Here is a 12399-nt window from a genome sequence, read left to right as displayed (position 1 = left end):
CATAGTGTTCTCACCGAGTGTTCTCAGGCGGTCGGGCCGGTGTCGTGCGGGGGCGACAATGGGTCCGTGGCGCTGCGACGAGGTGCGAGTATCGCGAGGTGGTTCCTCGCTGTGCACACGGCACTGCTGTTCGTCGGCGCACTGGTCGTGTTCGGGCTCCTGGTGCTCGACGCCCGTGCGCAGGCGCACGCGCACGCGGCGACGGAGAGCACGGACCTGGCGGCCACTGTCGCGGCGGAGTCACTGGTCATCGACACGGTCGCCCGGGCGCACGCGGACGCCGCCACCGACCGCGCCGGCTCGGTGGCCGAGGCGTCGCGACTCCTGCAGCCGTACGCGGAGCGGGTGACGGACACGACGGAGATCGATTACCTGACCGTCATGGACACCGACCGGACCCGCTACACGCACCGCAACGAGTGGCAGATCGGGCGTGCGTTCGTGGGCACCATCGCCCCGGCGCTGGGTGGCCACGTGCTCACGGAGGTCTACGACGGCACGCTCGGACCGTCGGTCCGCGCGGTCGTGCCGGTCGTGACGGACGACGGCGAGGTGGTGGGCCTCGTGTCGGCCGGGGTGACGCTCGACCGGCTGTGGGACAGCATCGTCCCGCGCCTGGTGATCCTCGGCGTCGGCACGCTCCTGGCGTTCGGCGCGGGCGCCGTCGCCGCGGCCGTGCTCGCGCGCCGCCTGGACCGGATCACGGAGAGCAAGGGCCCGGACGAGCTGGCGCACCTGTTCACGGCGCACGAGGCGGTGCTGCACTCGGTCGAGGAGGGCATGCTGCTGGTCGAGGACGGCACCGTGGTCCTCGCCAACGACGAGGCGCTGCGCCTCCTCGACGTCCCGGACCTCGAGGTGCCGTTCGCGGTGGCCGACCCCCGCCTGTCCCCCGCCGTCCGCGACGTGCTCGGCGGGGAGGCGCCCGAGGGCCCGGTCCGCGTCGGCGACCGGGTGCTGCTGGTGAGCCGAGACACCGCTGCGGCGTCGGGCCGGAACGTCGGCGAGGTCGTGTCCCTGCGGGACCGCACCGAGCTGCAGCGCGTGACCGGCGAGCTCTCGTCGGTACGCACGATCTCGGAGGCGCTGCGCGCCCAGACCCACGACTTCAGCAACCGGCTGCACACCATCGCCACGCTCATCGAGCTGGGCCGCAGCGACGAGGCCTTGCGGTTCGTCGCGAGCGAGCGGGACCTGGGGCAGCGGCTCACGGACCGCGTGGTCCAGGCCATCGAGGAGCCGGTGATCGCGGCGCTCGTCCTGGGCAAGGCCGCGCAGGCCCGCGAGCGCGCGGTGGAGATGCACTTCGAGACGCACCTGGCGCCCGGCACGCACTGGCTGGAGCCCGTCGACGTGGTCACGATCCTGGGCAACCTGATCGACAACGCGATAGACGCCGCGGCGTCGCGCGCCCTGGACGGCGCACCGGAGGAGGCCTGGGTGGAGGTCTACCTCGCCAACGGCGACGACGGTTCGCTGGTGTTCCAGGTCTCCGACAGCGGGCCCGGCATCGCCGACGCCGACCTGGGCCGCATCTTCGAGCACGGCTGGAGCACCAAGGACGCGGCCGCCGGCGGGCGTGGTTACGGGCTGGCGCTCGTGCGCCAGGTGGTCGAGAGCCTGGACGGCGACGTCGAGGTCTCCCAGGCGGCCGGCGCGGGCACCGGTACCGGCGCGAGCGCGGGCGGAGGGGCCGTCTTCACGGTCACGCTGCCGCGCCCGCCCGCCGTCGGGCAGCCGGACCAGGTGAGCGGCACGGCCGAGGCCGGGGTGAGCCGACCGTGATCCGGGTCCTGGTGGTGGAGGACGACCACCACACCGCCGCGGCGCACGGTGAGTACGTGCGCCGCGTGGAAGGGTTCGAGCTCGCCGGGGTGGTGCACACCGCGAGCGAGACCGTGCGCGCGCTGCGCGCCGCCCAGGCCGACGGCCAGGAGGTGCACCTGCTCCTGCTCGACATGAACCTGCCTGACCTGCACGGCCTGGTCCTGTGCCGGCAGCTGCGCGCGGCCGGGCTCGTGGTCGACGTGATCGCCGTGACGGCGGCCCGCGAGCTCGAGACGGTGCGCGAGGCGGTGGCCATCGGCGTCGTGCAGTACCTGATCAAGCCGTTCGTGTTCGGGCTGTTCGCCGAGAAGCTCAGCGCGTACCGCAAGTACTTCGAGCAGATGCGCTCGCCGGTCTCCACGCTCAGCCAGCGCGAGGTGGACACGGCGTTCGCGGCGCTGCGCACGTCCAACGCGGCAGGGCTCCCGAAGGGGCTGTCCCAGGACACGCTGGACGCCGTGTCCGACCTGCTGGCCCGGCAGCCCGGCGCGCTGTCGGCGAGCGAGGTGGCGGACGAGCTCCACCTGGCCCGCATCACCGCTCGGCGCTACCTGGAGTTCCTCGCGGACGCCGGGGTCGCCACCCGCGCGCCCCGGTACGGGACGCGCGGGCGACCGGAGCTCGAGTACGCGCGTCAGCGCCCGGCCTGAGCCGTCAGCGCCCGACGGCGGCCGCGAGCCGGTCGAGGTAGTCCTGCTCGCTCGCGGAGACCTTGACGCGCTTGCTGAAGAAGCCGCCCTCCTTGGTCGAGGCGGCCCTGGCCACCTGCTCGGCGATCCGGAGCAGCCACTCGCCGTAGGCGACGACGTCCTTCTCGTCCGCCCGCCCGCCGAGCAGGGCGACGGCGGCCCGGGTCAGCTCGACCGCCTCGGCCGTCGCGCCCTCCGGGTCGGGACGCGCGCCCACCTTCGCCGCCTCCTGCGTGGCGGCGGCCGCGGCCGCCACCCCGACCGACGCGGCGGGGTTCTTCCGCGCCGCCTCCTCGGCCGCCCACTGCTCGCCGATCCGGGCGCGCAGCGCGACCGCCACCGACCGGACGAAGTCGCTCTCGTGCACCTGTGCCTCGCGGAAGACCTTGGCTCCGGCCGTGCCCTCCAGCAGGAACCTGATCCCGCCGGGTTCCCCGTCGGCGAGGGTCGCACCCTTGAGCACCGCGCCTGGTGCGTCCAGGATCTGGTCGATCTCGTCGTCGCTGAAGTCGGACAGGTTCGTCATGCGCACGCTCTCTGTTGGGGTCGTTCTTCACGGACCGCCTCAACGTAGTGCGCGGTTCCCGCGGCTCGCACCCTTTCTCAGCAGGTCAGGCAGCAGGTAGCGGCCCCGGCGGCGCCCGGCCCCACCGTGACCGGCTTGTGATGTGGTTATCCTTATGGTCGTCATGCGCCTGATGATCACGTTCCGCTCGTTGCTCGCCGCCCGACGGCGGGACCCGGCGCGCGTCCTGGTGATCATGATGCTGGTCGTCGGCGTGATGCTGGTGCACGCGACGAGCACGGCGACGAACGCGCACTCCGCGCCCGTCGTCGCCGTGGCGGACCACCACCTGACCCCCGGCGAGGGCGACGCCCACGCCCATGGCGGTGTGCCCGCCGCCGAGCACACCGAGCACGGGGACGTCCCCGCCGGCGGGGACCACCACAACACCGCGGCGCTGTGCCTGATGGCGCTCGTCGCGCTGCTCGCCCTGACGGTCCCGGACCGGTTAGGGGCCATGCGCCTGCGACCGGTCTGGGCGCTCGCCACCCGGTGGGCACCACCGGCACGGACGGCCGCCACCGCGCCGTCCCTGCACGCGCTCGGGATCTCCCGGACCTAGAAGAACCGCACCCATCCGGCGCCGCGCTGCGCCGGTGGTTCGCGCGTGCCCACCCAGGGGCCCGCGTGCGTGGTTCTCCCCGAGCAGAAAGGTCCATTCCCCTATGGAGCGCAACACCCTCCCCGCGTCGTCCCGCACGGCGTTCCCGACCCCGGCCCCCGTCCGTGGCCGGCACCGGGCCGCCCGCCGGTCGCCCCTCCTTCCCGTCTCCGTGTCCGCCACCGCGCAGATGGCGGACGTCGCCCGCCGCGGCGCCATCGCGGCTGCCGGCTCCGGACTGCTGATCTCGCTGGTCAGCGCACCGGCACAGGCCGCACCGAGCACAGACGTCGTCTCGGCGAAGCTCGACCGCACCGACCTCAACGCGCTCACCGCGCAGGCCCGGGCAGCGGTCGCGGCCGCCCCGGTGGTCACCGTCGCGGCGGACGCGAAGCTGACCACCGAGACGGCCGCCGTGTCCGTCGTCTCCGCCGAGGAGAACGAGGAGTACCAGGCGGAGCTCGCCGCCGAGGCCGAGGCTGCCGAGGCGGAGGCCGCAGCGGAGGCAGCCGCCGCCGCGATCCCCGACTCCGCCGCGGGATCCGCGGTGGTGTCGATCGCCATGCGGTACCTCGGCGTGCCGTACCTGTGGGCCGGCAGCACACCCGCCGGCTTCGACTGCTCCGGGTTCACGTCCTACGTGTACGCGCAGGTCGGCATCGACCTGCCGCGCACGTCCTCGGAGCAGCGGTACGCCGGGACCGTCGTCTCGTGGACCGACGCCCAGCCGGGCGACCTGATCTGGAGCCCCGGGCACATCGCCATCTACGCGGGCGACGGCATGCAGATCGAGGCGCCGGTTCCCGGCCAGACCGTCCGGTACTCGAGCATCTGGCAGTCCAGCCCGACGTTCATCCGCGTCGGCTGACCGCTCCCTGAACCCACGCCCGGGGCGAGGCCAGCCCCTCGCCCCGGGCGTGTCACCCCTGCGGTCAGCCCGAGACCGCCGCCGCGTACCGCCCGGCCAGCTCGCGGGCAGCCTCGACGAGCTCCGGCGGGCCCACCACCTCGAACGGTACGTCGAAGACGCCGAGCCACCCGGCCAGACCGCCCCAGGACCACGAGCCCAGCACCACGCGGCAGCGGGGCGCGCCGTCGACGTCGGGCAGCGGCTCGCACAGGCCCCGGGTGCCGATCCACGGCGCGAGGTCGGCGGCCCGCGCATGAAGCACGATCTCGCCGCGCACCGGTGACGGAGGCCCACTCATCCGGGCACTCACGAACGCGCCGATGTCGCCGCCCGGCACCTCCCGGCGGACGAACCGGGGGCCGGTCCCCGTCCGGAGCGTCAGCCGGTCCACCCGGAAGAGCCGCCAGTCGTCGCGGTCCAGGTCGAACGCGACGAGGTACCAGCGCCCCTCGGACGTGACCAGGTGGTGCGGCTCGACCCGGCGCGGCGGCCGGAAGGCGGCGTCCCCCTCGCCGACGGCAGCCATGCTGCCGCCCTCGTAGTCGAACCGCACGACCTCGCGGGCCTGGCAGGCGGATCCGAGCGCCAGCAGCGTGTCCGGGTCCACGGCCACCTCGTCGTTCCGCGCCCGACGCCGCACCGTGGTCACCTCGAGCGCGTCCAGGCGCGCCCGCAGGCGGGCGGGCATGACCTGGCGGATGGTGGCCAGCGCCCGCAGCGCACCCTCCTCCGCGCCGGGGATGGTGCCGGTGCGCAGCGCGATCGCGACGGCGACGGCCTGCTCGTCGTCGAACAGGAGCGGCGGCAGGTCCGCGCCCGCCTCCAGGCGGTAGCCGCCGTCGGGCCCCTTGGTGGCGTTGACGGGATAACCGAGCTCGCGCAGCCGGTCGACGTCGCGCCGCACCGTGCGCGGGCTCACGCCGAGCCGGTCGGCCAGGAGCGCACCCGGCCAGTCCCGGCGGGCCTGGAGGAGCGACAGCAGGGCGAGGAGGCGTCCAGAGGTTTCGAGCACGGATCCAGCATCGCACGCAGTAGAGGCCAGGAACTGACCGCTACTGCCGGAATCCTGGGTCACGTACCGAGCCAGTGATCCAGGACGCAAGAACTACCGCAAGAAGGAGACACCGTGATCCGCACCCAAGCACTCACCAAGGACTTCGTGGTGAGCCGCACCAGCACCGTGCACGCCGTGCGTGGCATCTCGCTCGACGTCGAGCCCGGCGAGCTGGTCGCCGTGCTGGGCCCCAACGGCGCCGGCAAGACCACCACGCTGCGCATGCTGACCACGCTCATCCCGCCGACGTCGGGCACGGCGCAGGTCGCCGGGTACGACGTCGTCGACCGTCCCGACCGCGTCCGCGCCGCCATCGGCTACGTGGGACAGGGCGGCGCCGGCGGCGCGTCCCAGCTCGTGCGCGACGAGCTCGTCACCCAGGGCGAGATCTACGGGCTGGACCGGCGCGCCGCCCGCTCCCGCGCCGGCGAGCTGCTCGAAGCCCTCGACCTGACCGAGCAGGCCGGCCGCAAGGTCGAGAGCCTGTCGGGCGGGCAGAAGCGCCGCCTCGACGTCGCCGTCGGCCTGGTCCACGAGCCGTCCCTGCTGTTCCTCGACGAGCCGTCGACCGGCCTGGACCCGCACAACCGCGCCAACCTGTGGGACCACATCCTGCGGATGCGCACCGCGGCCGCCGAGCCCATGACGATAGTGCTCACCACCCACTACCTGGACGAGGCGGACACGTTCGCCGAGCGGGTCATCGTGGTGGACCACGGGCAGGTCATCGCCGACGACACCGCCGACGCCCTGAAGGCCGAGCTGGCGGGCGACCTCGTGACGCTCCGGGTCGCCCCCGCGCACGCGACGGCGCTGGCGGCCGTCGCGGAGCGCGCGCCGGGCACGCGTTCGGTCCGGGTCGAGACGGTGACCGAGTCGTCGGGCGCTCCGGTGAGCGCCGTCGAGATCCGTACCGCGGACGGGCCGGGCGGCACGCCGGGGCTGCTCCGCGCGGCGGACGCCGCCGGGCTGACCGTCAGCCGCGTGGACGTCGCACGGCCGACCCTCGACGACGTGTTCCTGGGTCTCACGGGCCGCAGCCTGCGCGAGACCGCCGTCGTCGACACTCCGCGAGGCGAGCCCGCCGAGGGCGGGATCTCGACGAGCTCGACCGACGAACGCGCGACCACCGAACGCGCGACAGACAACGACACGACCAAGAAGGAGGTCCTGGCATGAGCGCCGCGACCCTGCACCCCAGCAGCACCCCCGCTGCCGCACCGGCGTCGTCCGGCCGGCCGCTCCCCCGCCGCAGCTTCGTGCGCGACACCCGGATCGTGCTGGTCCGGGAGCTGCAGCCCGTGGTGCGCGACCCGTTCTCGCTCGTCTTCGGCCTCGTGCAGCCGCTGGTCTTCCTGGGCCTGTTCGGCCCGCTGCTGGCCGGTTCGGCGGGCGGGACGCTCGGGGGCGACGTCTGGCTCTGGTTCGTGCCGGCCGTGCTGGCGATGACCACGCTCTTCGGTACGTCGGTGACGGGCTCCAACCTGCAGCTCGACCTCTCGTCGGGCGTGCACGAGCGGATGCTCGTGACCCCGCTGTCCCGGCCGGCCCAGCTCGTGGGCCGCGCGCTCAAGGAGATGGTGCCGATCGTCGCGCAGTCGGCGATCGTGGTGCTGGTCATGCTGCCGTTCGGGCTGCGCCCGGACCCGATCGGGGTCGTGCTCACCCTGCTGCAGCTCGCGGTGCTCGGCATCGGCGTCGGCTCGCTGTCGTACGCGCTGGCGCTGGCGGTGCGCAAGCAGGAGTGGATGTTCTGGGTGGTGCAGCAGACCGTCCTGTTCCCGGTCATGCTGCTGTCGGGCATGCTGCTGCCGCTGGAGACGGGCCCGGCGTGGATGCGGGCGGTGTCGTCCGTGAACCCGCTGCGCTACGTCGTCGACTCGGGCCGGGCCGCGTTCGCCGGCGACCTCGCCTCAGCGGCGGTGGCCTGGGGCTGGGTCGCAGCCGTGGCGACGGCGGTGCTGGGTCTGGTGGTGGGCGTGCGGGCGATGGTCCGCTCGGCGGACTGAACGCTGGGCCGCGCGGGACAATGGGGGCTGTGAGCACCCAGGATCCCCGCGCGGCCCGCCTGCGCCGCGCCGTGGCGATCGTCGCGGCGCTCAACTTCGCCTACTTCTTCGTCGAGTTCACGGTCGCGCTCCTCGCCGGCTCCGTCTCGCTGCTGGCCGACAGCGTCGACTTCCTCGAGGACACGGCCATCAACGTGCTGATCCTCGTCGCCCTGGGCTGGCCGCTGGCCCGGCGGGCGCTGATGGGCAAGGCCATGGCCGTGATCATCCTGGTCCCGGCCGCGGTGGCGGCCTGGGAGGCGGTGCAACGGTTCGCCGCGCCGACGCCGCCCGACGTCGTCCCTCTGGTGCTGGCCTCCCTCGGGGCGATAGCCGTCAACGGGACGAGCGCCTGGCTGCTGGCCCGGGCCCACCACGACGGCGGGGCGCTCGGCCGGGCGGCCTTCCTCTCGGCCCGGAACGACGTCCTCGTGAACGTCGCGATCATCGCCATGGGCCTGGTCACCGTGTGGACCGGCTCCGGGTGGCCGGACCTGATTCTCGGCTGCGTGATCATCCTGCTCGCGCTGCACGCCGCGTACGAGGTGTGGGAGGTCAGCGAGGAGGAACGCCTGGCAGCCAAGGCGCTGGCGGGCGAGGACGTCGGCTGAGCGCTCCACCGGTCAGGCGGCCACGTCTATCGACTTCTCCTGGAACTGGGGAGCGAAGACGCGCTGCATCAGCCGCTTGCCGGTGGCGTTGCCCAGGAGGGTCTGGGTCAGTGTCCGCGTCACCTTGTCCCGGCGGGTCTGCGGGACGAACGTCACGAGGTCCCGGCGCCCGTTCTTCTGGTGGCCCGCGATGAACGGGCGCAGCCGCATGTCCCATTCGCGCAGGCCGCGGGCCGGGTTTCCGTGGTTGCGCTGCAGCACCGTGCCGAGCAGGTCCGCGCCGGCCAGTGCGCTGGAGGCGCCCATGCCCGAGTACAGCGTCAGGCACCAGGCCGAGTCGCCGAGCAGCACGACGCGGCCGGTGTGCCAGCTCGGCATCACCACCTGGTGGACGGAGTCGAACAGGAAGTCGTCGGCCGCCTCGAACTGGTCCAGGAGGTTGCCGAGCACAGGCCCGGTGGGCTCTGGCCCGAAGGCCTTGCGCAGCGACTCGATGGGCGGACGCCGGAACTGCGCGTCCTCGTCGTCTGTGCGGTAGTTGAACAGGAGGCCGGGCTCGTGGTCGGCGAACGGGAAGACCCACGCCGACCGGCCGGGCTCCGCGAGCACTACACCGTCCAGCGCCCTAAAGCCGGGCACCGGCTCCTCGAGGATCGTGGCGCCGATGATGTGATGGAACGGCCGCAGGTAGTCGGCGTCCGGACCGAAGACCAGGCGGCGCACCGTGGACCGCAGCCCGTCGGCGCCGACGACGAGGTCGAACCGTTCGGTCGTCTCACCGCTCGGTTCGCTCGTGGTCGCGGTCTCGCCGGTGCCCGTGGTCGTCGTCGTGCGCAGCGTGACGTCCACGCCGTCCGCGCTCTCCTCGATGGCTACCGGCGTGGTGCCGAAGCGCATCTCGGCGAGCGGCGCGACGGCGTCGTACAGGGCCGCCTCGATGTCGCCACGCAGGATGAGCTGCGGGCCGCCGGGCAGGTCGCCGTAGCCCATGCCGGGACGGCGGCGGCCGTCCCGTTCGACGTCGTAGGTGATCGACGTCGGATCCGTCCGGTTCCCGATGGCGTCCACCATTCCGAGCCGCGTCGCGGCCGCCTGCCCGGTGCCGAACATCCCGACGAAGTACCCGGCACCCCTGCGCTCGGCCGCACGCTCGACGAGCACCGAGTCCCAGCCGATGTCGTGCAGGCGCAGGGCGGTGGCCAGACCCCCGATGCCCATCCCGACGACCAGCGCGCGTGGCTTGTTCATGTTGCTCCCTCTCCTCGGACGTTGGTCGATTATTGACTGCCGACTTACAGCGGGTCAAGAACACGCGCGACTACGATGAGGCGGATCGAAAGAGGGGTGACCATGGCACGTCCGGTACAAGACCGCACGGAGGCCATCCTGGCCGCGGCCAGGGCGCAGTTCCGGCTGGACGGGGCCGAGCACACGACGGTCGACGCCGTCGCGGCGCGCGCCGGCGTCGGCAAGGGAACCGTCTTCCTGTACTGGCCGACCAAGGCCAGGCTCCGGGACGCCGTCCTGCAGCTCGAGACGGCCAAGCTCATGGCCGTGCTCGCGGACGACCTGCGCACCGGCGCGACCCACCTGAGCGTGGGACGCGTCGTCCGGCGCGAGATCCTGGCGGTCCTGGAGAACCCGGACCTGGCGTCGCATGTCGTGGGCCCGTTCAGCCCGTCGTCAAAGCCTGAGCAGTTTCCCGGCCGCCCGCTGCACCGGATCATCACGACGATGCAGGCGCACGGCCTGGTCCGGGACGCGGCCATCAACGAGATCGTCGCCGGCTTCGAGACCGTGATGAAGGGCTCGCTCGCTATCGGATTCGCCGAGCCGGAGCGGATGGAGGCGCTCCTGGACGCGGCGGAGCGCCTGCTCGACTCGACGTACACCCGCGCCGACGCCGGTCCGGCCGCCGTCGCCGCGGCGCTCCCGGAGGTGCTCGATGCCCTGGAGGACGCCATCGACCAGCTCGTCGAGGCCGCCGCGCCGGACCGGCCCACCACCGCGGTGCTCCGGCCCCGGGAGCGCCCGGCCGTCGCGGAGGCCTGAGCCCGGCACGGGTGGACTTTCGCGGCCGGGCCCGACAAGTCCACCCCCGAGCCGTACAGTCAGGTGATGACTGACGTGGCCGATCATGACTGACGCGCTCGTACTGGGCGGGGGCGGAGTCGCCGGGGTCGCCTGGGAGCTCGGCGTGCTGCAGGGCATCGCGGATGAGGACCCCGAGCTCGCGTCCCGCGTCCTCGGCGCCGATCGGATCGTCGGGACATCAGCGGGCTCGTCCGTAGCCGTGCAGATCACCAGCGACATCCCGCTCGAAAGTCTCTACGCGGCGCAGCTCGCCGAGGAGACCGAGGCGATCGAGGTCGGGTTGGACGCGGCGGCCATGGCCGCCGCCTGGGCCGCCGCGATGCAGCCGACTGCGGACGGCAGCCCGCCCGAGCCGGTAGTGATCCGCCGCCGGATCGGCGCGATGGCCGTGGCCGCGCCCACCACGGACGAGGCGACGCGCCTCAAGATGCACGAGGCGCACCTCCCGAGAACCCAGTGGCCATCGACCGACCTGGCCATCACGGCGGTCGACGTCGCGTCGGGTGAGCTGGTCGTCTTCCGCCGGGACTCCGGCGTCCGGCTCCTGGACGCCGTCACCGCGAGCTGCGCCGTGCCGGGCCTCTGGCCGCCCGCGACCATCGGTGACCGACGCTACATGGACGGCGGCATGCGTTCTGTCGCGAACGTGGACCTCGCCGCCGGCGCCGATCACGTGCTCGTCGTCACCCCGCAGCGTGATGGCGCCCCGTCGCCGTTCGGCCCGTCGACCGCCGAACAGGTCGCCGGCCTGGCACCGGCCAAGGTGCTCCTGATCGGCGCCGACGACGCATCGATCGAGGCATTCGGCGACAACCCGCTCGCGCTCGCGACACGCACGCCGTCGGCGATCGCGGGTCGCGCCGTGGGCCGGCGGCAGGCGGCGACCTTGGGCGTGCTCTGGTCCTGAGCTGGCTTGGTCGTGGTGGACGCGGCGTCCCCCGACCCGCTTCTGCGGACAGCAGATCATCCGGGGAGTGTCAGAGGTCGGGGGTAGGGTAGAACAAACGTCCGCAATGCAGGGATGCATTGATAGGTTCTCGTCGCAGGAGGTGATGAGTATGACCGCTGGGTCGAGTCGTACCGGCGTGAGCCGCGCGATGCCAGAGGACCTGCCTGCCGACGGCCAGGCCGGGCACCGCCAGATCGACGGTCAGGTGGTCGTGCGGGACGGGCTGCGGGTGCGTCTGGTGGCGGACGATGTCGTGCCTGCGGGCGCGCCGATCGACGAGCCGTTCGACGACGACTGGTTCCGGGATGCGGTGCGGTCCTGGCAGACGGACGAGTCAGCGGGACCGGGCCCGGAGTGGCCGCCGGACGCTGTGCCGGTGTTCCTGTGGCCGGAGGAGACCCTGCGACAGGCCCTGACCGGTGCGCCCGGCCCGTGGCTGGCGCGGGTGGTCGCCGAGGCGATGGACCTGGCTGGAAACCTCGCCCCCGACCACCTCGGGCACCCGGCTGCGCCCGACGACCTCGGTTCGGACGGGCTGGGTTCGGGCGGGCTCGACGGCATGTCGGACGACGCCCTGGGTGACCTGATGGTCGCGTGCGGGCGCCTGCAGTCGTGGGCAGCGGGTATCCAGGCTCGCGTCGTGGCCGAACGCGCCAGGAGAGAAACCCACCCGCTGGCGCACAGCTCGCTGGTCGGACAGGTCACCGGTGAGCTGGTGGTGACCGAGCCGGAGGCCGCCGAGGTCGTGGTCCGGGCAGAGTCCGGCGCCCAGCACCCCGCAGTGATCGCAGCGCTGACGGCGGGCCGGATCGACGTGCGCAAGGCGCACACCCTGCTGCGGTCCGCGTCCCAGCTGACCGTGGCCGAGCGCGCCGAGGCGATCGCCCGGTACCTGCCCCACGCGCCACGGCGGACGTGGAAGTGGCTGCAGCACAAGATGCTCGTGTTCGCGAAGAACCGGCACGGCGCCGCCCAGACTGCGAAGGCCGAGGCGGCCCGACGGTCCGTGTACGTGGACCGGGCGGAGAACGACATGGGCTGGCTGTCCGCG

General features: G+C 73.2%; 12 protein-coding genes and 1 pseudogene. 10 read left to right on the top strand and 3 right to left on the bottom strand.

Annotated features, from left to right (window positions below):
- Positions 1-66: 66 nt before the first annotated feature.
- Together EW117_RS27745 and EW117_RS27740 are read left to right on the top strand one after the other, a co-directional pair.
- The gene (locus EW117_RS27745; RefSeq protein ID WP_165362899.1) at positions 67-1785 is read left to right on the top strand and encodes a sensor histidine kinase; all 1719 of its coding nucleotides are present in this window, start codon (positions 67-69) and stop codon (positions 1783-1785) included.
- Complete coding sequence (locus EW117_RS27740; protein ID WP_129789963.1) at positions 1782-2477, top strand: response regulator; 696 nt, start codon at positions 1782-1784, stop codon at positions 2475-2477. The genes EW117_RS27745 and EW117_RS27740 overlap by 4 nt, the downstream gene beginning before the upstream one ends.
- A 4-nt stretch (positions 2478-2481) precedes the next feature.
- On the opposite strand, the gene EW117_RS27735 is transcribed toward EW117_RS27740, so the two are convergent.
- Entirely contained in the window at positions 2482-3042 is a 561-nt protein-coding gene (locus tag EW117_RS27735; protein WP_129789962.1) for a hypothetical protein, read from the bottom strand.
- Positions 3043-3205: 163 nt separating this feature from the next.
- On the opposite strand from EW117_RS27735, the gene EW117_RS27730 reads away from it, so the two are divergent.
- Together EW117_RS27730 and EW117_RS27725 are read left to right on the top strand one after the other, a co-directional pair.
- On the top strand, positions 3206-3643 hold the full coding sequence (locus tag EW117_RS27730; protein ID WP_129789961.1) for a hypothetical protein: 438 nt from the start codon (positions 3206-3208) through the stop codon (positions 3641-3643).
- A 103-nt stretch (positions 3644-3746) separates the two neighbouring features.
- Entirely contained in the window at positions 3747-4550 is an 804-nt protein-coding gene (locus EW117_RS27725) for a C40 family peptidase (protein WP_129789960.1), read from the top strand.
- A 64-nt stretch (positions 4551-4614) separates the two neighbouring features.
- Here EW117_RS27725 and EW117_RS27720 read toward each other — a convergent pair whose 3' ends face one another.
- On the bottom strand, positions 4615-5604 hold the full coding sequence (locus tag EW117_RS27720; protein WP_129789959.1) for a helix-turn-helix transcriptional regulator: 990 nt from the start codon (positions 5602-5604) through the stop codon (positions 4615-4617).
- A 114-nt stretch (positions 5605-5718) separates the two neighbouring features.
- Between EW117_RS27720 and EW117_RS27715 the strand changes: the two genes are divergently transcribed.
- The 3 genes from EW117_RS27715 to EW117_RS27705 are packed head-to-tail and all read left to right on the top strand — an operon-like array spanning position 5719 to position 8305.
- Positions 5719-6825 carry an ATP-binding cassette domain-containing protein gene (locus tag EW117_RS27715; protein ID WP_129789958.1) on the top strand — a complete coding sequence of 369 codons (1107 nt, stop codon included), beginning with the start codon at positions 5719-5721 and terminating at the stop codon, positions 6823-6825.
- Positions 6822-7655 carry an ABC transporter permease gene (locus EW117_RS27710; RefSeq protein WP_129789957.1) on the top strand — a complete coding sequence of 278 codons (834 nt, stop codon included), beginning with the start codon at positions 6822-6824 and terminating at the stop codon, positions 7653-7655. Before EW117_RS27715 ends, EW117_RS27710 begins: the two co-directional genes overlap by 4 nt.
- Positions 7656-7675: 20 nt before the next feature.
- Positions 7676-8305, top strand: coding sequence for a cation efflux transmembrane domain-containing protein (locus EW117_RS27705; RefSeq protein WP_129789956.1), 630 nt, complete (start codon positions 7676-7678; stop codon positions 8303-8305).
- Between the two features lie 12 nt (positions 8306-8317).
- Here EW117_RS27705 and EW117_RS27700 read toward each other — a convergent pair whose 3' ends face one another.
- Complete coding sequence (locus EW117_RS27700) at positions 8318-9553, bottom strand: FAD-dependent monooxygenase (protein WP_129789955.1); 1236 nt, start codon at positions 9551-9553, stop codon at positions 8318-8320.
- 102 nt (positions 9554-9655) lie between these two features.
- On the opposite strand from EW117_RS27700, the gene EW117_RS27695 reads away from it, so the two are divergent.
- The 3 genes and pseudogenes from EW117_RS27695 to EW117_RS27685 all read left to right on the top strand — a co-directional run.
- Positions 9656-10357 (top strand): TetR/AcrR family transcriptional regulator, encoded by a 702-nt coding sequence (locus tag EW117_RS27695; protein WP_165362898.1) that lies wholly within the window; start codon positions 9656-9658, stop codon positions 10355-10357.
- A gap of 85 nt (positions 10358-10442) precedes the next feature.
- Positions 10443-11306: a patatin-like phospholipase family protein gene (locus EW117_RS27690; RefSeq protein WP_129789953.1), complete on the top strand. Its 864-nt coding sequence runs from the start codon at positions 10443-10445 to the stop codon at positions 11304-11306.
- 151 nt (positions 11307-11457) lie between these two features.
- Positions 11458-12399: pseudogene (locus EW117_RS27685) on the top strand (hypothetical protein); the annotation flags it as partial.

Source organism: Promicromonospora panici (genome assembly GCF_900608595.1).
GTDB classification, from domain to species: Bacteria; Actinomycetota; Actinomycetes; order Actinomycetales; family Cellulomonadaceae; genus Promicromonospora; species Promicromonospora panici.
The sequence above is the reverse complement of the archived record's forward strand: the minus strand, read 5'-3'. Positions and strand labels throughout refer to the sequence as shown.